The sequence below is a fragment of the Streptomyces sp. adm13(2018) genome, assembly GCF_008042145.1.
Lineage (GTDB): Bacteria > Actinomycetota > Actinomycetes > Streptomycetales > Streptomycetaceae > Streptomyces.
The window spans coordinates 1211018-1231497 of record NZ_RDBH01000129.1 but is presented as its reverse complement, the minus strand read 5'-3'; the positions used below and the strand labels follow the sequence as shown (position 1 = coordinate 1231497).

Annotated in this window: 19 protein-coding genes and 3 pseudogenes; 11 read left to right on the top strand and 11 right to left on the bottom strand. The window is 73.9% G+C overall.

What is annotated here, in order from left to right:
* Positions 1-179 precede the first annotated feature (179 nt).
* Entirely contained in the window at positions 180-1109 is a 930-nt protein-coding gene (locus EAO70_RS22280) for a carbohydrate kinase family protein (protein WP_148004586.1), read from the top strand.
* Positions 1110-1137: 28 nt separating this feature from the next.
* On the opposite strand, the gene EAO70_RS22275 is transcribed toward EAO70_RS22280, so the two are convergent.
* The gene (locus EAO70_RS22275) at positions 1138-1776 is read right to left on the bottom strand and encodes a uridine kinase (RefSeq protein WP_148004585.1); all 639 of its coding nucleotides are present in this window, start codon (positions 1774-1776) and stop codon (positions 1138-1140) included.
* A gap of 262 nt (positions 1777-2038) precedes the next feature.
* On the opposite strand from EAO70_RS22275, the gene EAO70_RS22270 reads away from it, so the two are divergent.
* Positions 2039-2806: an SDR family NAD(P)-dependent oxidoreductase gene (locus EAO70_RS22270; RefSeq protein WP_148004584.1), complete on the top strand. Its 768-nt coding sequence runs from the start codon at positions 2039-2041 to the stop codon at positions 2804-2806.
* Positions 2807-2832: 26 nt separating this feature from the next.
* Entirely contained in the window at positions 2833-3189 is a 357-nt protein-coding gene (locus EAO70_RS22265; protein ID WP_187284034.1) for a MerR family transcriptional regulator, read from the top strand.
* 98 nt (positions 3190-3287) lie between these two features.
* Here the strand turns inward: EAO70_RS22265 and EAO70_RS22260 are convergent, their stop codons facing one another.
* A complete protein-coding gene (locus EAO70_RS22260; protein WP_148004582.1) occupies positions 3288-3929 on the bottom strand; it encodes a winged helix-turn-helix transcriptional regulator in 642 nt (213 codons plus the stop codon).
* A gap of 91 nt (positions 3930-4020) precedes the next feature.
* On the opposite strand from EAO70_RS22260, the gene EAO70_RS22255 reads away from it, so the two are divergent.
* The 3 genes from EAO70_RS22255 (at position 4021) to EAO70_RS22245 (ending at position 6481) form a co-directional block, all read left to right on the top strand.
* Entirely contained in the window at positions 4021-5232 is a 1212-nt protein-coding gene (locus tag EAO70_RS22255; protein WP_148004581.1) for a pyridoxal phosphate-dependent aminotransferase, read from the top strand.
* 89 nt (positions 5233-5321) lie between these two features.
* A complete protein-coding gene (locus tag EAO70_RS22250; RefSeq protein ID WP_148004580.1) occupies positions 5322-5780 on the top strand; it encodes a hypothetical protein in 459 nt (152 codons plus the stop codon).
* Positions 5781-5791: 11 nt separating this feature from the next.
* Positions 5792-6481 (top strand): DUF2293 domain-containing protein, encoded by a 690-nt coding sequence (locus tag EAO70_RS22245; protein WP_148004579.1) that lies wholly within the window; start codon positions 5792-5794, stop codon positions 6479-6481.
* 48 nt (positions 6482-6529) lie between these two features.
* Here the strand turns inward: EAO70_RS22245 and EAO70_RS40050 are convergent, their stop codons facing one another.
* The 3 genes from EAO70_RS40050 to EAO70_RS22230 form a co-directional block, all read right to left on the bottom strand.
* Complete coding sequence (locus tag EAO70_RS40050) at positions 6530-7309, bottom strand: chaplin family protein (protein ID WP_148004578.1); 780 nt, start codon at positions 7307-7309, stop codon at positions 6530-6532.
* A gap of 124 nt (positions 7310-7433) precedes the next feature.
* Positions 7434-8702, bottom strand: a complete 1269-nt coding sequence (locus EAO70_RS22235; protein WP_148004577.1) for an SWIM zinc finger family protein — start codon at positions 8700-8702, stop codon at positions 7434-7436.
* Positions 8699-11566 carry a DEAD/DEAH box helicase gene (locus EAO70_RS22230; protein ID WP_148004576.1) on the bottom strand — a complete coding sequence of 956 codons (2868 nt, stop codon included), beginning with the start codon at positions 11564-11566 and terminating at the stop codon, positions 8699-8701. Before EAO70_RS22230 ends, EAO70_RS22235 begins: the two co-directional genes overlap by 4 nt.
* A 210-nt stretch (positions 11567-11776) precedes the next feature.
* Between EAO70_RS22230 and EAO70_RS22225 the strand changes: the two genes are divergently transcribed.
* Positions 11777-12112 carry a hypothetical protein gene (locus EAO70_RS22225; RefSeq protein ID WP_148004575.1) on the top strand — a complete coding sequence of 112 codons (336 nt, stop codon included), beginning with the start codon at positions 11777-11779 and terminating at the stop codon, positions 12110-12112.
* Between the two features lie 111 nt (positions 12113-12223).
* Positions 12224-12493 (top strand): DUF6343 family protein, encoded by a 270-nt coding sequence (locus EAO70_RS22220; RefSeq protein ID WP_148004574.1) that lies wholly within the window; start codon positions 12224-12226, stop codon positions 12491-12493.
* A gap of 54 nt (positions 12494-12547) precedes the next feature.
* On the opposite strand, the gene EAO70_RS22215 is transcribed toward EAO70_RS22220, so the two are convergent.
* The 4 genes from EAO70_RS22215 to rpsA form a co-directional block, all read right to left on the bottom strand.
* Positions 12548-12916: a tetratricopeptide repeat protein gene (locus tag EAO70_RS22215; protein ID WP_148005297.1), complete on the bottom strand. Its 369-nt coding sequence runs from the start codon at positions 12914-12916 to the stop codon at positions 12548-12550.
* 49 nt (positions 12917-12965) lie between these two features.
* Positions 12966-13568, bottom strand: coding sequence for a dephospho-CoA kinase (gene coaE / locus EAO70_RS22210; protein WP_148004573.1), 603 nt, complete (start codon positions 13566-13568; stop codon positions 12966-12968).
* Between the two features lie 31 nt (positions 13569-13599).
* A complete protein-coding gene (locus EAO70_RS22205) occupies positions 13600-14538 on the bottom strand; it encodes a PAC2 family protein (protein ID WP_148004572.1) in 939 nt (312 codons plus the stop codon).
* A gap of 221 nt (positions 14539-14759) precedes the next feature.
* Positions 14760-16274, bottom strand: a complete 1515-nt coding sequence (gene rpsA, locus EAO70_RS22200; protein ID WP_148004571.1) for a 30S ribosomal protein S1 — start codon at positions 16272-16274, stop codon at positions 14760-14762.
* A gap of 344 nt (positions 16275-16618) precedes the next feature.
* On the opposite strand from rpsA, the gene EAO70_RS22195 reads away from it, so the two are divergent.
* The 3 genes and pseudogenes from EAO70_RS22195 to EAO70_RS40440 all read left to right on the top strand — a co-directional run.
* The gene (locus tag EAO70_RS22195; RefSeq protein WP_148004570.1) at positions 16619-17458 is read left to right on the top strand and encodes a class I SAM-dependent methyltransferase; all 840 of its coding nucleotides are present in this window, start codon (positions 16619-16621) and stop codon (positions 17456-17458) included.
* A gap of 122 nt (positions 17459-17580) precedes the next feature.
* A pseudogene (locus EAO70_RS22190) lies at positions 17581-18990 on the top strand (helicase-related protein); the annotation flags it as partial.
* Between the two features lie 5 nt (positions 18991-18995).
* Positions 18996-19055, top strand: a pseudogene (locus tag EAO70_RS40440) (hypothetical protein); the annotation flags it as partial.
* A gap of 51 nt (positions 19056-19106) precedes the next feature.
* On the opposite strand, the pseudogene EAO70_RS22180 reads toward EAO70_RS40440, so the two are convergent.
* Positions 19107-20015, bottom strand: a pseudogene (locus EAO70_RS22180) (DUF3068 domain-containing protein); the annotation flags it as partial.
* Between the two features lie 10 nt (positions 20016-20025).
* Positions 20026-20166, bottom strand: a complete 141-nt coding sequence (locus EAO70_RS22175; protein WP_106975990.1) for an SPW_0924 family protein — start codon at positions 20164-20166, stop codon at positions 20026-20028.
* Positions 20167-20480 lie beyond the last annotated feature (314 nt).

The following is a 20480-nucleotide window of genomic DNA, read 5'->3' as shown; positions in this document are numbered from 1 at the left end:
GGCGGTACGACATCGGGCGGGGGCGCGGGGACGACGCCGACCGGGAGCAGAAGAGCATCGGCCGGAGGCCGTACGACGCCGGCCGGGGACGCGGGAACGACGCCGACCGGCGCCGCAGGAGCATCGGCCGGAGACGGGCCGGTACGGTCCGCGGGCGCCTCCCCCGGCTCGGCCGGCCGGTGAAGAATGCGGCCGGTGCGCTGCTCGTCGTCGGGGACGTGGTCACGGACGTCGTGGCCCGGCACCGTACCCCCCTCGCACCCGCGACCGACACGGCCGCGGAGATACGGACCCTGCCGGGCGGCGCCGGAGCCAACGCCGCCTGCTGGGCGGCTCGTTCCGGCTGCCCCGACGTACGCGTCCTCGGCCGGGTGGGGACGGACGCGGCGGACTGGCACGAGCGGGCGCTGCGGAGCGCGGCCGTGCGGCCCCTGCTCGTCCGGGACGCGGAGGCGGCGACGGCCACGGTGATCGCGCTCGTGGACTCCTCTGCGGAGCGCACCTTCCTCACCGACAGCGGCGCCGCCCTGCGCCTCTCCCCGGGCGACTGGTCGACCGGTCTGCTCGACGGAGTGGCCCGGCTGCACCTCTCCGGATACCTGTTCTTCGCCGCGTCGAGCCGCGAGACCGCCCGGCTGGCGCTGCGGGACGCCCGGGCGGCGGGGGTGCCGGTGAGTGTGGACCCGGCGTCCGCGGGGTTCCTGGCGGAGCTGGGGGCGGACCGTTTCCTCGCCGCGTCGGCGGGCGCGGAGACCCTGCTGCCCAACGCGGACGAGGCCAGGGCGCTCACCGGGCACGCGGATCCGGAGGCCGCCGCCGCCGGGTTGAGCCGCCGCTACCCGCTGGTCGTGGTGACGCTCGGGGCGGCCGGCGCCCTGGTCGCCGAGGGCGGCGCGGTGACCGCACGCGTGGCGGCGCCCGCGGCGCGGCCGGTGGACTCGACGGGTGCGGGCGACGCCTTCACCGGCGCCTTCCTGGCGGTCCGGCTCGCGGGCGCGGACCCGGCGAAGGCGGCGGAGGCGGGCTGCCGTGCCGGGGCGGAGGCGGTCACGGTGATCGGCGGAAGACCACCGCCCGACCCGACCGTCACGGCCGGTCCCGAGGCGTGAGGACAAGCGCGCCCCACATCCGCCCCCGCTACCCGCCGAGGCCCGTCCAGGCCGGATGGCGCGGGTCGTCGGCGCGTACGACGACGTCGGCGGTCCCGGCGGGGTCGACCTCCGCCTCGTACCGGGCGAACGCCGGAAGCGTCCAGGCCTCCTCGGTCCGGCGGGCGAGGGCGGCGGGCGAGAGCCGCAGGTGCACGGTGAGGTCGAAGGGGAACCAGTGCCCCAGGAGGAACGGCCCGTGCAGCACGAGGACCCCGCCGGGCGGCAGCGTCACGTACGGGCTGCGGGTCGCGCGGTCCTTCACCGGGTCCCAGAGGTCGGGCAGCACCCGCCCGGAGCCCTCGGGTTCCAGCGGCCCGAAGACCTCCCGCCAGAGGGCCCCGGTGTCGGTCCACCCGCTGTAGTACGCGTCGGGGTCCTGCTTGCCGTACTCGTAGCGGAGCGAGGCGGGTCGCAGGAAGCCGCCGGTGCCCACGAGGTGGACCGCCCGCCCGCGCCCGCGCAGGGCCTCGGCGAGGAGCCCGGCGAGCCGGTCCCCGGGCGCGGCGGGCGCCCCGTCGATGCCGACCTTGAGCCAGGACCCGCCGGCCGCCGGATCGTCGACCCGGCCGGCGAGCGCCTCCGCCACCCGCTCCCAGGTGATCGCCTCGTATCGCGTTCCGCTCATCCGATCATCCTGCCCGCAGAGACACCGGCCCGTCGCCCCCCCCCGGGACCACGAAGCGAGGGCGACGCGGTCGTTCGGGTCGGTCCGGGGGTCGAGGCCCGGCTCCCGGGCCTCGCGGACGGCCATGATCTGCCTCCGCGCGACCACATGGGCTTCCAGGCGGGCGCGGGTCTCCTCCGGAAGCGCGAGCCGGCGCGCGAGCGCCGTGTCGTACCTCATGGCTTGACCTTGTCACTGGCGTCACGGTTCGACCATCGGATTCATGACCACCGAAACCACGCACACCACCGCGCCCGGCAGGGTCGTCGTCGTGACCGGAGCGGGCACCGGCATCGGCCGGGCCACCGCACGGGCCTTCGCCGGGCAGGGGGCGGCGGTCGTCGCCGTCGGCCGCCGCGAGCCGCCCCTGCGAGAGACCGCCGAGGGGCACCCGGGCATCCACCCGCTCACCGCCGACGTCACGGCGGACGGCGCCCCCGAGGAGATCGCCCGTACCGCGCTCGCGGCGCACGGACGGCTCGACGTCCTCGTCAACAACGCCGGGATCGCCGCGGGCGGCCCCCTGGGCACCCTCGACCGCTCCGTGCTCACCCCACTCCTGGAGACCAACCTCGTCGCCCCGGTCCTGCTCACCCGTGCCGCACTCCCCGCGCTCCGGGAGTCCCGGGGCGTCGTGGTGAACGTGACGACGACGATCGGCCAGCGGGGCTGGCCGGCCAACTCCGTCTATCCGGCGACCAAGAGCGCCCTGGAGACGCTGACCCGCTGCTGGGCGGTGGAGCTCGCGCCCGACGGGGTCCGGGTGGTGGCGGTCGCGCCCGGCGCGATCGAGACCCCGATCGCCGACCACATGGGGCTCTCCCCCGAGCGGCGGGCGGCGCTCCGCGCCTGGCAGCTCGCGCACACCCCGCTCGGCCGGGTCGGCCGGCCCGAGGAGGTCGCCTGGGCGATCACCGCGCTCGCCGCCCCGGACGCCGCCTTCCTGACCGGCACCGTCCTGCCCGTCGACGGGGGTGCGCTGGTCGCGTGATACGACTGCGCGAGGAGGTGGCGTCCTTGCGCATCGGTGAACTGGCCCGGCGGACCGGCGTGTCGCCGCGCGCCCTGCGCCACTACGAGGCGGCGGGGCTGATCGCCTCGGACCGCGCCGCCAACGGCTACCGGGTGTACGGCGCGGACGCGGCGACGCGCGTGGCGAACATCCGGTACCTCCTGGAGGCCGGCCTCACCCTGGACGACGTGTCCGCCTTCCGCTCCTGTCTGGACGGTGACGTGGCCTCGGCCCCGCCGTCGCCCCGCGGCCTGGAGATCGCCCGCGAGCGGCTGGCCGTGCTCGACGCCCGGATCGCGGCCCAGACCGAGGCCCGTAACCGGCTGGCGCGCCGTCTGGGCACCCTCCCCGGCCAGGGCTGACGGGCCGGGAGACGCCGACGTCCGGCCTCGCGCCGACCTCGTCAGCCGCGCGCGGCCCGGCAGGCGGGATCCGGCGGGCGCGGCCCGGCGCCCGGGACCTAGACCGGAGCAGCCGCGGTGAGTCGCTCCAGTACCGCGCGCCCCGTCTCGATCGCCTCGGTGAGCGTCAGACCCCCGTCCGCGAGGGCCCGGCAGGTCGTCGTGTCGGTTCGCAGTCGGGCGTCGGGGGCCTCGCCCGTACCCGCGCCGTACGTCCCGTCCCCGTACGACACGGCTCCGTCGTCCCCGATCCGTACGAAGAACTCGCCCTCGTCCAGGGTCACCTGGACGACCCCGGCCCCCAGTCCGGCGAGCGGCCCGAGGAGCGGGATCGCGTACCAGTGGGCGCGGACGGCGTCGGTGGGTCGCGGCTCCCCCAGGTCGGGCGCGCCCCAGGCGGCGAGGGTGCGCAGGACGGGCAGCAGGTCGCGGCCGCGCGGGGTGAGCTCGTACACGAACGCCGAGGCGGGCGGGGGCAGTCGGCGGCGGGTGACCAGCTCGGCGCCCTCCATGTCCTTGAGGCGGCCGGCGAGCATGTCGGTGCTGACGCCGGGGAGATCGGCGTGGAGGTCGGTGTAGCGCCGCGGTCCGGCGAGGAGTTCGCGGACGACGAGCAGGGTCCAGCGGTCGCCGACGAGGTCGAGGGCGCGCGCGGCGGCGCAGTGCTGGTCGTAGCTGCGGCGGCGTGGCTGACGTGGCATGCGACGCAGTCTAGACATGTTGTTGGACTTTCCAAGCTCGAACTTGGTAAAACCAAGCAACACTGATTCCGGGGACGTGGGGAGGTCGGACATGGAGTTCCGGCAGTCGAGCAAGCTCAGCGAGGTCTGTTACGAGATCCGGGGCCCGGTCATCGAGCACGCCAACGCGCTGGAGGAGGCGGGCCACAGCGTCCTGCGCCTCAACACCGGCAACCCGGCCCTCTTCGGCTTCGAGGCGCCGGAGGAGATCGTCCAGGACATGATCCGGATGCTTCCGAAGGCCCACGGGTACACCGACTCGCGCGGCATCCTCTCCGCCCGCCGGGCCGTCGCCCAGCGCTACCAGTCCATGGGCCTCGCGGACGTGGACGTCGACGACATCTTCCTCGGCAACGGCGTCTCCGAGCTGATCTCGATGGCCGTCCAGGCCCTCCTGGAGGACGGCGACGAGGTCCTCGTGCCCGCCCCGGACTACCCGCTGTGGACGGCGGTGGTCACGCTCGCGGGCGGCAGGCCGGTGCACTACCTGTGCGACGAGGCGGCCGACTGGTACCCGGACCTCGACGACATGGCGTCGAAGATCACCGACCGCACCAAGGCCGTCGTCGTCATCAACCCGAACAACCCCACCGGCGCCGTCTACCCGCCGGAGATCCTGGAGGGCATCTTCGAACTCGCCCGCCGCCACGGCCTGATGGTCCTCGCCGACGAGATCTATGACCAGATCCTCTACGACGGGGCCGTCCACCACCCGGCCGCCCGGCTCGCCCCCGACCTGGTGGTCCTCACCTTCGGCGGGCTCTCCAAGACCTACCGGGTGGCGGGCTTCCGCTCCGGCTGGCTGGTCGTCACCGGCCCGAAGCAGCACGCCAGGAACTACCTGGAGGGCCTCACCATGCTGGCCTCCATGCGGCTCTGCCCCAACGCCCCCGCGCAGTACGCCATCCAGGCCGCGCTCGGCGGCCGGCAGTCGATCCACGAGCTGACCGCGCCCGGCGGCAGGCTCCGCGAACAGCGCGACCGGGCCTGGGAGAAGCTCAACGAGATCCCCGGCGTCTCCTGCGTGAAACCGAAGGGCGCGCTGTACGCCTTCCCGCGCCTCGACCCCGCCGTGCACCGGATCCACGACGACGAGAAGTTCGTCTTCGACCTGCTGCTGCGCGAGAAGATCCAGGTCGTCCAGGGAACGGGCTTCAACTGGCCCCGCCCCGACCACTTCCGCATCCTGACCCTGCCGCACGCCGACGACCTCGACGCCGCGATCAGCCGCATCGGCCGCTTTCTCAGCGGCTACCGGCAGTGACGCGCCGCCCCTCGACTGTCATGATCTGAGGGCCCGAAGATCCTTCGGGCCGACGGACACCGCGGTAGGACGGGAGGGGGCGCCCGGTCATGGATGTGGCGCTGATAGCGGTGGCGGGGACGCTGTTGGGCGTCATCGCCACGCACTGGTTCCAGGGGAGGGCCACCGAGCGCAACGCCTCGCTGGCCCGGACCGAACAGCTCCGCCAGGAGCGGATCTCGACGTACAGCGCCTATGCGGGCGCGGTCGTCGACTACCGGCACAGCCAGAACGACCGCTGGTTCCGGGCCGCCGAGGAGCCGGGCTCGGAGGTGGCGGAGGAGTCCCGCCACGCCTCCTACCGGCAGCGGACCGCCGCTCGGCAGGCCCTGTTCCGCGTGCAGTTGGTCTGCGACGATCCGCGGGTCCGGCAGCTGGCCGAGGCCGCCTTCGAGGAGACCCACTGCATGCACGAGGCGCGGGGCGAGTCCGAGCGCGCCCGTCGCTCGGCGGAGGCGAAGGAAGCACTCGCCGAGTTCATCGCCGCGGCCGCGCCCGGCGTGCGCTGAACGGGGCCGCCGTGGACCTCGTCGCACCCGTGGTCGTGGAACCGCTCAAGCGCCGCCGCTGCTCGGAATGCCGGCAGGGGCCCCTGGAGCGGATGATCGTCGAGTTCAACTCCCCGGTCTGCCTCGACTGCGCCGACCTCGGGCATCTCGTCTTCCTCCGGCGGGGCGACACCGCGCTCACCCGCCGGGCCCGCGAGAACAGCACCCTCTGGGCCGTGGTCGTCCGCCACAACCGGCGCCGCACCCGGTACGAACGCCAGGGCCTGCTCGTCGAGGAGGCGGCGCTCGCCGAGGCGGAGCGGTCCTGCCTGGCGGACGCGGAGGCCCGGGCCAGACGCCGGGCCCGGGACGCCGAACGGCGCGCGACGCTCGACGCACGGATCACCGAGGTCCTCCGGGCCGAGATCCTGCGGCTCTTCCCGTCCATCCCGGCGGAGCGGGCCACCGAGGTCGCCGTCCACGCCTCGGCGAAGGGCAGCGGACGGGTCGGACGCACGGCGGCGGGCCGCTCGCTGGACCGCGGCGCGGTCACGGCCGCGGTGCGCGCCTCCGTACGCCATGTCGACACGCCCTACGACACCCTGCTGATGCGGGGGCTCCCCCGGCACCAGGCCCGGACGAGGGTGGCACCCGCCATCGAGGCGGTGCTCCGGGCCTGGCGCCGCGACGGCGAGGACGCCGGCGGCCGGGGGCGGGGCTGACAGCTCGGGATGCCGGCCCACGTCGACCCGGCCACGGGGGCGTGACCGTCAGCCCTGGTCCGCGGCGCGGCGGGCGCGGCGGTACAGCAGGGCGCCGCCGAGCAGCAGGGCGGCGCTCGCGGCGCCCGTGTACCCGATGCTCTCGGAGCCGGTGGAGGCCAGCGCGACCGTGCTCGTCTCGCCCTGGGGCCTGGGGAGCGGGACGGGCTTCGTCTCGGTCTCGGTCTCCGGCTTCGGGACCGGCACGTTGCGCACGGGGGTCTGCGGGCGCGGGGTCGGCTTCTCGACCGGCTGCGTGGGCTTCGAGGGCACGTTGACCGACGTGTTGCCGAAGACCGGGTTGAGGATGCCGACCACGTTGACCGAGTTGCCGCTGACGTTCACGGGGAGGTCGACCGGGAGCTGCAGGCCGTTGCCCGAGAGGACGCCGGGCGAGCCCGCGACGTGCGTCTCTGCCGTGGAACCGCCGCCGTTGGAGGAGCCGCCGCCGTGCGAACCGCCGGCCTGCTCCCCGCCGCGCGGGGTACCCGGCAGGTCCTTGTGGGAGCCGCCCTCGGAGCCGTAGCCGTCGGGCTCCCGCTCGGCGGAGCGGTTGGCACAGCTGTTGCCGAAGGCCGGGTTGAGCAGGCCGACGACGCTGACCGTGTTGCCACAGACGTTGACCGGCACGTGCACCGGCAGCTGAACCGTGTTGCCGGAGCCGACGCCCGGCGAACCGACCGCGGCGCCCTGCGCCCCGGCGTCGGCGTGCGCCGCGCCGGCCGAGAGGGCGATCGCCCCGCCCGTGACCAACAGTGTGGCCAGACCACTTCGGCGAATCTGCCTCATGGCTTCCTGCCTTCCGGAGGTGTGCGGGCAAGTGCCCGTACCGGAATCAACGCGACAAACGCACGTGCCGGATCCTGCCGTTGACGGGTTTCACTCCATCGAGTGGGTCCCGTTCGAGTGTGGGTCAGTGCCCCAGAAGGTCGGTGAGGGCGCCGACCGGGTCGAGGTCGGGGGCGCCGCGCGGCCACCAGTCCTCGCGGCCGGCGTCCGATTCGTAGCCGTACCAGAGCCCGTCCCGGCCGAGCCGGAGCTGGAGGGATTCGGTGGAGAGCCGGTTGCGCCAGGGGCGGAAGGCGGGGAAGTCGGCGGCGATCAGGGCGGGTCTGGCCCGGTCGAACGGACCGGCCGGCGGATCCCACGGCTCCTCCAGTACGGCGAGACCGGCGGCGCCGCCCTGCCGCCAGCCGGCGACGGCCCGGGCGAGGTCGGTCGGGGTGCGGTCCAGCGCGTACGCCAGGTCCCGGTAGAGGGCGCGGGTCGAGGCGGTGAGCCCGGATCCGGGGTGGGCGGCGGCCAGCCGGACGGCGTCCTGCCACGGGCTGAGCGCGGCCACCGGATCCTGCCCGGTGGTGAGGAACGCGTGGGCGCGGACGGCCGCTTCGGAGGCGAGGAGGTCGAGGGCGAGCGGGTCGGGGGCGTCCGGGTCGGGCGGGAACACGGCGGGGCGGCCGGGCCGGTCGGGGGGCGGCAGCGGAGCGGGCAGCGCCGGCCCGGCCCGGTCCGCCGCGTCGAGCACGGCCCGGGCGGGGACGGTCGGCATGGCGGGCGCGGCGGCGGTCGTCTCCGCGGCGGACAGGGCGGCGTTGCGCCGGGTCAGCTCGGCGAGCAGCTCCTGCTCCCCGCGGCCGCGCATCAGGAACAGGACGAACGGGTCCTCGTCGAGGAGCCGGGCGGCCTGGTAGCAGAGGGCGGCGGCGTGCTTGCAGGGGTAGCCGTCGTCCGGGCAGGAGCAGTCGGGCACGAGGTCGCCCGCCGCGGGCAGCAGTCCGGTGACCGCCTCCAGGGCGTGCGGGACGTCCTTGTCGAGCAGGGCGGCGATGTGGTCGGGCCGAGCGGCGGCCTCGTCGAGGAACCGCTCCCAGCCGTCGTCGCCGAGGGTCCGCATCCTGATCTCGGTGCGGTACGGGCGGGGCCTGCTGCCGTGCACGTAGGCGACGACCCGGCCGGGGGTGACGGTGATCGCGTCGACGTGGCCGCGCCCGGCGTACGCCTTGCCGCGGGCGAGGCGGGCCGGGTCGAGGGCGGTGTCCTCCAGGGCGTCCACCCACGCGTTGCCCCACCAGGTGGCGGCGAACCTGCCGTCGGGGGCCTCGCGGGGCGCGACCTGCGGGAAGCTGCGGCGGCGGTCGTCGTGGCGGGGCGCCGCGCCGCGGGCGCTCCTGGGGGTGGTCACGAGGGCCTCCTCAGGGACACCAGGTCGGCGAGCTCCCGGTCGGTGAGTTCGGTGAGGGCCGCCTCGCCGGAGCCGAGGACGGCGTCGGCCAGGGCCCGCTTCGCGCGGAGCATCTCGCCGATCCGGTCCTCGACGGTGCCCTCCGCGACGAGCCGGTGGACCTGCACGGGCTGGGTCTGCCCGATGCGGTAGGCCCGGTCGGTGGCCTGCTCCTCCACGGCCGGGTTCCACCAGCGGTCGTAGTGCACGACGTGGCCGGCCCGGGTGAGGTTGAGACCGGTGCCCGCGGCCTTGAGGGAGAGCAGGAAGACCGGGACCTCGCCGGCCTGGAAGCGGTCGACCATCCGCTCCCGCTCCGCCACCGGCGTCCCGCCGTGGAGGAGTTGGGCCGGGATCCCGCGCGCGGCCAGGTGGTCGGCGAGCAGCCGCGCCATCGTCACGTACTGCGTGAAGACGAGCACCGAGCCGTCCTCGGCGAGGATCGTGTCCAGGAGCTCGTCGAGCAGGGCGAGCTTCCCGGAGCGGCCCGCCAGGCGCGCGGTGCCGCTGCCCCGCGGCGCCTCCTCCTTCAGGTACTGCGCCGGGTGGTTGCAGATCTGCTTGAGGGAGGTCAGCAGGGCCATGACGAGGCCCCGGCGGGCGATGCCCCGGGCCTCCTCGATCCGCGCCATGGTCTCGCGGACGACCGCCTCGTACAGCGAGGCCTGCTCCCGGGTCAGGGAGACGGGGTGGTCGGACTCCGTCTTCGGCGGCAGCTCGGGCACGATGCCGGGGTCGGACTTCCGGCGGCGCAGCAGGAAGGGGCGGACGAGCCGGGCGAGCCGCTCGACGGCCTCCTCGTGCTCGATCTCCTCGTGGTTCTCGACGGCGCGGGCGTGCCGGGAGCGGAAGGCCTTGAGCGGGCCGAGGAGTCCGGGTGTGGTCCAGTCGAGCAGCGCCCAGAGTTCGGAGAGGTTGTTCTCCACGGGGGTGCCGGTGAGGGCGACACGGGCGGGCGCGGGGATCTCGCGCAGCGCCTTCGCGGTCGCCGAGAACGGGTTCTTGACGTGCTGCGCCTCGTCCGCCACGACCATCCCCCATTCCCGTACGGCCAGTTCGGCGGCGCTCGTCCGCAGCGTCCCGTACGTGGTGAGGACGAAGCCGCCGTCGACACCGTCGAGGTCGCGCTCGGCCCCGTGGAAGCGGCGGACGGGCACGTCGGGCGCGAACCTCCCCACCTCGCGCTGCCAGTTGCCGAGCAGGGACGCAGGGCAGACGACGAGGGTGGGGGCGCGCCGGGCGCGGCGCAGGTGCAGGGCGATGAGGGTGACGGTCTTGCCGAGGCCCATGTCGTCGGCGAGGCAGCCGCCGAGGCCGAGCGAGGTCATCAGGTCCAGCCAGGCGAGCCCGCGCAGCTGGTAGTCGCGGAGGGTGGCGGTGAGTCCGGGCGGGGCCTGCACGTCCTCGGGGCCCGCCAGGAGCCGGTCGCGGAGCGCGGCGAGCGCCCCGACGGGGACGGCCGGCACGGTCTCCCCGTCCACCTCGGCGGTGCCGGTGAGGGCGACGGCGAGGGCGTCGACCGGTTCGAGCAGGCCGAGTTCCCGCTTGCGCGCCTTGCGGACGAGGTCGGGGTCGACGACGACCCACTGGTCGCGCAGCCGCACGATCGGCCGGTGGGCCTCGGCGAGGTGGTCCATTTCCCGCTCGGTGAGCGGGTCGCCGTCGAGGGCGAGCTGCCAGTTGAAGCGGAGGAGTTCCTCGCTGTCGAAGAACGCGGTGCCGTCGGTCGCCGAGCCCGGCGCGGCGTGGGCGGCGCTGACCACGGCGGAGGCGCTGAGGGAGCGGGCGAGCTCGCGCGGCCAGTGGACGGCGACCCCGGCGTCGGCGAGCCGGGCGGCGGCGGGGCCGAGCAGTTCGTACAGCTCGTCCTCGGTGACCGCGAGGACGTCGGGCACGTCCCGCTCCAGGAGCCGGGCGAGCGGCGGCCAGACGCGGGCGGCCCGGCGCAGGGCGAGGACGGCGTCGATCCGGGCGCGGGGCCCGAAGTGCTCGCCGTCGCCGGCCCACAGCGCCGTGGCGTCGATGACGAGGGTGGGGTCGGCGAGGCTGTGGATCTGGAGGAGCGCGGCGGCCGCGTGCCGCTCGCCGCGCGGGCTCGCGCCGGCGCCGCCCCCGTCGGCCGCGGCGTCCGGTGCGGCGTCGAACAGTTCGTACGGGGAGAAGTCCAGGCGGAGGGAGACCCGGACGCCCGCGTCCATGCCGGCCGCCGCCTCGGCCGCCCAGGCACGGGCCCGCGGGAGGTGCTGGGGCGCCCGCGCGGCGAACGGCGCCCCCACGGCGTGGGCGGCCGCCGGGGTCCGTGGCAGCAGGTCGGCGACCGCGTCGAGGAAGGCCCGCACCAGGGCCTCGGGCTCGGGCAGCCGCAGCGGTCCGCGGCCGGGGACGGGCACGGCGTGCCCCTCGAACGGCAGGGCCGCGGCGACGGCCCTCAGATGCGCGATGTCGTCGGCGTCCAGGGGTCCGGCCCGCCAGGCGTCCAGATCGTCCGCGGTCAGTCCCGGCAGCATCCGGCCGCGGGCGGCCAGGTGCAGGGCGTGGAGGGCGGCGGCGCCCCAGGCCGCGGTCGCGGGGTGGGCGGCCGGGTGGTGACGGGCCGCGACGAGGCGGGGCAGCGCGGCGTCGACCGGCAGGACCAGGGCGGGCACGGTCCGGCTCCGCGCACCGCCGCCGTGCCGCCGGGCGACGGTCAGCTCGACGCGCTCCGCGCCGCTCTCCGCCGGGTCCGGCAGCGCCCCGCCGTCGGGGGCCCAGAGGCCGACCCGGCCCTCGCGGGGCAGGGCGGCGGGCAGGAAGACGGCGGCGCCGGTCGTCCAGGTGTGTGTCACGGCTCCGCGCTCCTTCCCACCGGTCGGCGGACCTCCACTGGACCTCCGACCTTACGGCGGGGGTCTGACAACGGCCGCCACACGGGTTCGCCCGAGCGGCCCACCAGCGGATGACAGGGGCCTCCCGGGGCGCGAGGGTGGCCTGAAACCGGGTGCACCCGAGGTGCGGGCAGGAACGCAGACCCGGACTCCGACAGAAGAGGAACCGACATGTCCGTTCGCCGGCGTCTCACGACCGCCACCGGGGCCGTGCTGCTCACCTTCGCAGTCGCCGGCTGTTCGAGCGGCCGCACGATGGTCGGCACGCTCTCGTACGAGACGGATCGCGAGGTCGTGGTGACCGTGACGAGCCCCTCGGTGAACGGCTGCCACCGCCTCCTCGCCCCGAGCGGGGTGCACCGGGTCGAGAACAACACGCTGGTCGACATCCGGCTGTACCCGACGCGGGACTGCAAGGGGAAGCACAACATCTACCTCCCCACCAACACCAGCTACCGGGTCGCGCCGGGCGCCCTGCCGTGGCGCAGCTACAACGTCATCCACTAGGCAGCCCCCGGGCGGGCCCCTCTCCCGCGCGCCCGCCGTTTCCCTCCGCCCCGCCGCAGGGTCCACCCTGGAAGTGACCCTGGGGGGCTCGGACGGGAAAGGGTGACCGTCATGCGTTCCGGGAACGAGCCGGCGACCGCGCGCAGCCCCCTGCGCATGCGCTTCTGGCTGGGACTGTGGGGGCTGCTGTGGGCCGCCTTCGGGACGACGGCGTTCGCGCTGCTCGGCCGGCCGGGCTGGGCCGCGGCCTGCGGCGTGCTGTTCCTGGTGGTGCTGGTCGACCTGGTGATGGTGGTGCGGCACATCCGCCAGGGCCCGCACTGGCAGCCGGGCCGGAACGTCCCACCGTACGAACCGGACCACGACGACCCGCGGCACTGAGCCGGGTCGGCTCCTCCGGGCCCTGCGGCCGGGCCGCGCCCCTCCCCCGCTCCCCTACTTCTCCGTGTCGAACCCGGCGGCCTGGAGGTACTCCGGCTTGGGGTCCAGCGCGGCCGCGAGGCGGAAGTGCCGGGTGGCCTGGGCGGTCAGGCCGGAGCGCTCGAAGGTGCGGGCGAGGGCGAAGTGCGCGAAGGCGTTGTCCGGCTCGCGCTCCAGGACCAGCTCGAACTCCAGCTGCGCGGGACGCAGCTGCGCGGCGGCGAAGAAGGCCCGGGCCCGCAGCAGTCGCGCCGCCGTGTTCTCGGGATGGGCGGCGATCACGGAGTCCAGGAGCTTCACCGCGCCCCGGGGATCCCGCGCGGCCAGCAGGTGCTCGGCTGCGCGGAAGTCGATGACGTGCGTTTCCGGATTACTGTCGGCCACCATGGCATCCTTCCCCTCGACCGGTGCTTGAACACCGGACCGGGCACCCTCATTCCGCCGACGCGCGCCGCTCCAGTTCGTCCCAGACCTTCCGCACCTGCGGTTCGAGTGCGTCGAGCGGTCCGTCGTTGTCGATCACGAGGTCCGCCACGGCCAGCCGTTCCGCCCGCGTGGCCTGGGCCGACATCCGGGCGCGCGCCTCGGACTCGACCATGCCGCGGAGCCGTACGAGCCGGTCGAGCTGGGTCTCCGGGGAGGCATCCACGACGATGACCAGGTCGTACAGCGGTGCGAGCCCGTTCTCGGTGAGCAGGGGTACGTCGTGGACGACGACGTCTCCCTCGGCCGCCCGGCCCTCCAGTTCCGCCGACCGGGCCCCGACCAGGGGGTGGACGATGGCGTTGAGGGTGGCGAGGCGGTCGGCGTCGGCGAAGACCAGGGAGCCGAGCCGGGGCCGGTCGAGGGTCCCCTCGGCGGTGAGGATGTCGTCCCCGAAGGCCTCCACGACGGCGGCGAGCCCCGGTGTGCCGGGTTCGACGACCTCGCGGGCGATCCGGTCCGCGTCGATCAGTACGGCTCCGTAGGAGACGAGCAGCCGTGACACTTCGCTCTTGCCGGCGCCGATCCCGCCGGTCAGGCCCACCTTCAGCATGAGCGGCAGCTTAGGGCCTGCCCCGGGCGGGTCAGGAGTCGCCCTCCCGCTCGGCGAGGAAGCGCTCGAACTCGCGGCCCAGTTCGTCCGCCGACGGCAGGTCGACGGGCTCGGCGACGAGGCTGCCGCGGGTCTCCGCGCCGGCCACCGCGTCGTACTGGTGCTCGAGGCCCTGGACGAGCGCGACCAGCTCCTCGTCGCCCTCCCCGATCTGGCGGTCGATCTCGGTCTGGGTGCGGCGGGCCTCGGTCCGCAGCGCGTGGGCGACCGCCGGGAGGACGAGGCCGGTGGCGGCCGTCACGGCTTCGAGGGCGGTCAGCGCCGCGTCCGGGTACGGGGAGCGGGCGACGTAGTGCGGGACGTGCGCGGCGACGCCGAGCGTGTCGTGGCCCGCCTCGGTCAGCCGGTACTCGACGAGGGCCTCGGCGCTGCCGGGGACCTGGGCCTCGTCGAAGGGGCTGTTGTGGCCCGGCATGAGGTCGGTGCGGCTGCCGTGCGGGGTGAGGCCGACGGGGCGGGTGTGCGGGACGCCCATGGGGATGCCGTGGAAGTTCACGGAGAGGCGGACGCCGAGGCGCTCGATGATCTGCCGGACGGCCGCGGCGAACCGCTCCCACTCGACGTCGGGCTCCGGTCCGGAGAGGACGAGGAAGGGGGCGCCGGTGGCGTCCTGGACGAGGCGGACCTCGATGGACGGCGTCTCGTACGCGGTCCAGCGGTCGCGCCGGAAGGTCAGCAGCGGGCGGCGTGCGCGGTAGTCCACGAGCCGGTCGTGGTCGAACCGGGCCACGAGCTGGTGGGGCAGGGTGTCGAGCAGGCCGTCGACGATCTGCTCGCCGGTCTCGCCCGCGTCGATGTAACCGTCGAAGTGGTACAGCATGACCAGCCCGGCCGACTCCTGCGCCAGTGCCAGGTCGACGACGGCCAGGCCCTTGGCGTCCCATTCGTACAAATCCTGGGGATCAAGCACGATTACCGCTCCTCCTCGTGTTCTCTCTGGGAACGTCTCGCACGGCGGGGCCATTCCCGGACCGGCGTGGTCTTCCGTACGAGTGCGGGCAACAGGCCCCGCGGGCACGGGCACTGGGCCCACAGGTGCGGGCCGAGGCCCCGGGACACGACGAAGGCCCGCTCCCCCGGAGGGGAGCGGGCCTCGGTTCGCTAGCGGCTAGCGCTCAGCGGAGAGCCTGTTCAGCTCTGGCCGCCGGCCAGCTTCTCGCGCAGGGCGGCGAGCGCCTCGTCCGACGCCAGGGCGCCGGAGTTGTCGTCCGACTCCGAGGAGTACGAACCACCCGAGATGCCCGCACCGGCGTTGCCACCGGCGGCCGGGGCGGCAGCGCCCTCGGCAGCGGCGGCCTCGTCGGCCTCGCGGGACTTGATGACCTGAGCCTGGTGCTGCTCGAAGCGAGTCTGCGCCTCGGCGTACTGGGTCTCCCAGGCCTCGCGCTGGGTCTCGAAGCCCTCGAGCCAGTCGTTGGTCTCGGGGTCGAAGCCCTCGGGGTAGATGTAGTTGCCCTGGTCGTCGTAGGACGCGGCCATGCCGTACAGGGTCGGGTCGAACTCGACCGAGGCCGGGTCGGCACCGAAGGACTCGTTGGCCTGCTTCAGCGAGAGGCTGATGCGACGACGCTCGAGGTCGATGTCGATGACCTTGACGAAGATCTCGTCGTTGACCTGGACGACCTGCTCCGGGATCTCCACGTGGCGCTCGGCCAGCTCGGAGATGTGGACCAGACCCTCGATGCCCTCGTCCACGCGGACGAACGCACCGAACGGAACCAGCTTGGTGACCTTACCCGGGACGACCTGACCGATCTGGTGGGTCCGGGCGAACTGCTGCCACGGGTCCTCCTGCGTCGCCTTCAGCGACAGGGAGACACGCTCGCGGTCCATGTCCACGTCGAGAACCTCGACGGTGACCTCCTGGCCGACCTCGACAACCTCGGAGGGGTGGTCGATGTGCTTCCAGGACAGCTCGGAGACGTGCACGAGGCCGTCGACGCCACCCAGGTCCACGAAGGCACCGAAGTTGACGATCGAGGACACGACGCCGGAGCGGACCTGACCCTTCTGGAGGGTCGTGAGGAAGGTCTGGCGAACCTCGGACTGGGTCTGCTCGAGCCAGGCACGGCGGGACAGGACCACGTTGTTGCGGTTCTTGTCCAGCTCGATGATCTTCGCCTCGAGCTCCTTGCCCACGTAGGGCTGGAGGTCGCGGACGCGACGCATCTCGACGAGGGAGGCCGGCAGGAAGCCACGGAGGCCGATGTCGAGGATGAGACCACCCTTGACGACCTCGATGACGGTACCGGTGACGATGCCGTCCTCTTCCTTGATCTTCTCGATGGTGCCCCAGGCGCGCTCGTACTGGGCACGCTTCTTCGAGAGGATCAGGCGGCCTTCCTTGTCCTCCTTCTGGAGAACCAGGGCCTCGATCTCGTCGCCGACCTTGACGACCTCGTTCGGGTCGACGTCGTGCTTGATCGAGAGCTCGCGGCTCGGGATGACACCTTCGGTCTTGTAACCGATGTCGAGCAGGACCTCGTCCCGGTCGACCTTCACGATGACGCCGTCGACGATGTCGCCGTCGTTGAAGTACTTGATCGTCTCGTCGATCGCGGCGAGGAAGGCTTCCTCGTTACCGATGTCGTTGACCGCAACCTGCGGGGTGGTGCTGGTGGCGGTGGTCTCGGTGCTGCTCGTCATGTGGGAAAGGGCTCCGGTTACGGACAGAAAGTCGTAGGTACTGCTACGCCGAGAGCCCGTATCGCACCAAGAAGCCGGACAGCCAATGAGGCCCGCTTCCCGCGAGGGAGGAGCCTCGAAAACCGAGGGGACATACAACAGGTACGAGCGCGGCCTGCTCCGTCTGAGGCGCGCAGGCCCGCAGCGCAACCTTTAGCATACGGGGGCGGCCGGACAGGGTCAATGCGCGAAGCGCGCACCCGGGGCAGATCTGCTCAACTCCGGCACCAACTTGTGTCCTTCCACGCCTCATCGGCGGGATCCGCGCACAGCGGCACTGAGCGCAAACTACATCGGCGGGCGAGATGAACCAAGAGTACGAGCACGAAGTGACCTCCTCCTCGGCCGAGGAGGAGGGCGAGGCGACGCGGCGTGACGCGGGGGACGCGGAGAGCAGCCGGGCGAGCCGCGGCTGGTGGGACAGGAACGCCGACGAGTACCAGAGCGATCACGGATCGTTTCTGGGCGACGACCGGTTCGTGTGGGGTCCGGAGGGGCTCGACGAGGAGGACGCGGGGCTGCTCGGTCCGCCCTCCTCGCTGAAGGGCCTCGACGTCCTGGAGATCGGGGCGGGCGCCGCGCAGTGCTCGCGCTGGCTGGCGGCGCGGGGGGCGCGGCCGGTGGCCCTCGACCTGTCGCACCGGCAGCTCCAGCACGCGCTGCGGATCGGCGGGGACCTGCCGCTGGTGGAGGCCGATGCCGGGGCGCTGCCTTTCCGGGACGGCTCCTTCGACCTGGCGTGCTCGGCGTACGGCGCGGTGCCGTTCGTCGCCGATCCGGTGAAGGTGTTCCGGGAGGTGCGGCGGGTGCTGCGGCCGGACGGCCGCTGGGTGTTCTCGGTGACGCATCCGATCCGCTGGGCGTTCCCGGACGAGCCCGGTCCCGAGGGCCTCTCGGTCGCGGCCTCGTACTTCGACCGCACGCCGTACGTGGAGCAGGACGAGCAGGGGCGGGCGGTGTACGTGGAGCACCACCGGACGATCGGCGACCGGGTGCGGGACGTGGTGGCGGGCGGGTTCCGCCTGGTCGACCTGATCGAGCCGGAGTGGCCGGCGTGGAACAGCCAGGAGTGGGGCGGCTGGTCCCCGCTGCGGGGGAACCTGATCCCGGGGACGGCGATCTTCGTCTGCGAGCGCGCGGAGTAGCGGATGAGGAGGGGGAGGCCGGTTCGGTGATCGGCGCCCCCTCCGGTGGGCTTGTCGTACATACAGGGGGACCTGTGGACAACGCGGCGCACCCTTTTCGCGTCGCGTACGAGACTGAGTGCGTGATCCGAAACGACGTACTCGACCGTCTTCCCGTCCGCCATGCCGTCCCCGAGCTGCTGAGCGCGCTCGACCGGCGCGGTACGGCCGTGTTGTCCTCCCCTCCTGGCACGGGCAAGACGACCCTGGTGCCGCTCGCGCTGGCGGGCCTCATAGGGGAGGGACCGCGGCGGCGGGTCCTGGTGGCCGAGCCGCGTCGGATGGCGGTCCGGGCGGCGGCCCGGCGGATGGCGTGGCTGCTCGGCGAGGAGGTCGGCGGCACGGTCGGCTTCTCGGTGCGCGGCGAGCGGCGGGCCGGTCCCGCGACCCGGGTCGAGGTGGTGACCACGGGCATCCTGCTCCAGCGGCTCCAGCGCGATCCGGAGCTGGCGGGAGTGGACGTGGTGCTGCTCGACGAGTGCCACGAGCGGCATCTGGACGCCGACACCGCGATGGCCTTCCTCGTGGACGTAAGGGCCACCCTGCGGCCGGAGCTGAAGCTGATCGCCGCCTCGGCGACGAGTGACGCGACGGCCTGGTCGGAGGTCCTCACCGTGCTGGACGGCAGCGGGCCCGCGCCGGTGGTGCTGAGCAGGGGCGAGGGGCACAGCTGCCGGGTCTTCTTCGCCGCGCCGCCCTCGGACGTGCGGCCCGCGCACGGCACCTGGGTGGATCCCGCGCTGCTGCGGCACGTGGCGGCGACGGTCCGGCTCGCGATGGAGCGGCACGAGGGGGACCTCCTCTGCTTCCTGCCCGGTACGGGGGAGATCGCTCGGACGGCCGGGATGCTGGCGGACCTGGACGCGGAGGTGCTCCAGCTGCACGGGCGGGCCCCGGCGGCGGTGCAGGACGCGGTGCTGCGCGGTACGGAGCCGGGCGGGCGGCGCCGGGTGGTGCTGGCGACCTCGGTGGCGGAGTCGAGCCTGACGGTGCCGGGGGTGCGGATCGTCGTGGACTCGGGCCTGGCCCGGGAGCCGCGCACGGACCACGCCAGGGGGCTCGGCTCCCTCGCGACGGTGACGGTGTCCGAGGCGACCGCGACCCAGCGGCTCGGCAGGGCGGGCCGTGAGGCGTTCGGGTTCGTCTACCGCTGCTGGGCGGAGGCGAACGACGGCGGCAGGCCCCGCTTCCCGTCCCCGGAGATCAGGGTCGCCGACCTGGCGGACTTCGCCCTGCGGGTGGCCTGTTGGGGCGATCCGACGGCGGCGGGGCTCGCGCTGCTGGATCCGCCGCCCGCCGGGGCGATGGCGGCGGCCCGTGCGGTCCTCGGCTCGATCGGTGCGGTGGACGCGGCGGGGCGGGCCACCGACCGGGGGGTTCGGCTGTCCCGGCTCGGGCTCCATCCCCGGCTCGGCCGGGCGCTGCTGGACGGCGTGTCCGAGGTGGGGGCGCGGCGGGCGGCGGAGGTGGTGGCGCTGCTCGGTACACGACCAAGCGGATGTTCTGGGTCGAGCCGGTCACCGGCGCCCCCGTGAACGGCGAGGAGATCCACAAGGAGGAACTCCGCAACGCCAAGGCCCTCATGGGCCGCGACACCCTCACCGTCTTCGAGGGSCAGAAGAWGCAGGGCGAGGAGAGTGAGGCTCCAGGGGAGGTAGGAGACGAGCAGGAGGACCGTGAGGCGGTTGGCGGAGACCATCTCGCCGACGCTCCGGACGTAGTCCTCGCGCATCTTCACGTGCCCCTCGAAGACGGTGAGGGTGTCGCGGCCCATGAGGGCCTTGGCGTTGCGGAGTTCCTCCTTGTGGATCTCCTCGCCGTTCACGGGGGCGCCGGTGACCGGCTCGACCCAGAACATCCGCTTGGTCGTGTACCAGCGGGTGAGTCCGGAGTCGGCGAGGAGCTGCGGGGTGATGCCCTTGACCGGCATGGTCTTGGGCAGGGGGACCCTGGTCCAGGGGATGGTCTGCTCGAAGTAGTAGACCTCCGTGCCCCGGAAGGTGCGGGTGCCCCGGTAGTGGATGGGGGACGAGGTGCGGGTCTGGGCGTCGAAGTACTGGTAGTCCCGCTTCTCGGTGAGGAAGGGCCACTTGAACTCGATTCCCTCGCGCCGGACCGGGTCGCCGTCGACGGACTCGCCGGTGGCGTGAACGGGGTCCTGGGTGTGGGCGTCGAAGATGTACCGCTCGGGGACCTTGGAGACCATCGCGCCGTCGGGACCGGTGATGTAGGCGAGGGTGTCCCAGACGACGACGTCGCGCCCGGCGTCGCGTTCGATGCGCCGCGACTCCTCGACGTTGCCCTTGAGGGTCTGGATGATCGTGATCCGGTCGACCTTCTCCGGCTTGAGCGTGGAGTAGTTGAGCAGGGTCGCGGGCTTCGCCTCCAGGACGGTCTCCTGGTACTGGTTCGGCGGGATCTTCGCCAGCCGGGGGAAGGCGTACCAGCGCAGGGTCGGGGCCATCGCGGCGCAGAAGACGGCGAGGGCGAGGAGGACGAGGCTGGCTCGGCGGCGCACGGTCGCCCCCCTACTTCTTGGGGCCGGGGTCGGCGGTCAGCAGGGGCTTGGGCGAGGTGGGCCCGTCGGGCGGCAGATCGACCACGGAGACGAGGAGGACGAAGAGGAGGACTGGGGCGAGTCCGATGGCGGCGGCGACGAGGGCGCGCATGGTCGGCCTCCCGGGATGCGATCTGATAGGTCGTCAGGTCGGGGGCACGGTAGCAACGCGACCGCGAGATGAGAACACGTCGCACCGAGCTGCGCGGGGTTGCTGACGCCGGGGCGCCGCCGAGGGGCCGCACGCCCTGGGGGGAGACGCCGAGCGCCGCTCCCCCGCCCGGTGGGGGCGGAGAGGCGCTCGGCGTCTCCCCCCAGGTTGCTGACGCCGGGGCGCCGCCGAGGGGCCGCACGCCCTGGGGGGAGACGCCGAGCGCCGCTCCCCCGCCCGGTGGGGGCGGAGAGGCGCTCGGCGTCTCCCCCCAG

Bases quoted from the DNA above. Each gene is read 5' to 3' on its own strand.
- EAO70_RS22220 (WP_148004574.1), top strand. From the start codon at position 12,224: ATGCGTTCCGGGAACGAGCCGGCGACCGCGCGCAGCCCCCTGCGCATG.
- EAO70_RS22260 (WP_148004582.1), bottom strand. From the start codon at position 3,929: ATGCCACGTCAGCCACGCCGCCGCAGCTACGACCAGCACTGCGCCGCC.
- EAO70_RS22270 (WP_148004584.1), top strand. From the start codon at position 2,039: ATGACCACCGAAACCACGCACACCACCGCGCCCGGCAGGGTCGTCGTC.
- EAO70_RS22275 (WP_148004585.1), bottom strand. From the start codon at position 1,776: ATGAGCGGAACGCGATACGAGGCGATCACCTGGGAGCGGGTGGCGGAG.
- rpsA (WP_148004571.1), bottom strand. From the start codon at position 16,274: ATGACGAGCAGCACCGAGACCACCGCCACCAGCACCACCCCGCAGGTT.
- EAO70_RS22175 (WP_106975990.1), bottom strand. From the start codon at position 20,166: ATGCGCGCCCTCGTCGCCGCCGCCATCGGACTCGCCCCAGTCCTCCTC.
- EAO70_RS40050 (WP_148004578.1), bottom strand. From the start codon at position 7,309: ATGAGGCAGATTCGCCGAAGTGGTCTGGCCACACTGTTGGTCACGGGC.
- coaE (WP_148004573.1), bottom strand. From the start codon at position 13,568: ATGCTGAAGGTGGGCCTGACCGGCGGGATCGGCGCCGGCAAGAGCGAA.
- EAO70_RS22225 (WP_148004575.1), top strand. From the start codon at position 11,777: ATGTCCGTTCGCCGGCGTCTCACGACCGCCACCGGGGCCGTGCTGCTC.
- EAO70_RS22250 (WP_148004580.1), top strand. From the start codon at position 5,322: ATGGATGTGGCGCTGATAGCGGTGGCGGGGACGCTGTTGGGCGTCATC.
- EAO70_RS22195 (WP_148004570.1), top strand. From the start codon at position 16,619: ATGAACCAAGAGTACGAGCACGAAGTGACCTCCTCCTCGGCCGAGGAG.
- EAO70_RS22255 (WP_148004581.1), top strand. From the start codon at position 4,021: ATGGAGTTCCGGCAGTCGAGCAAGCTCAGCGAGGTCTGTTACGAGATC.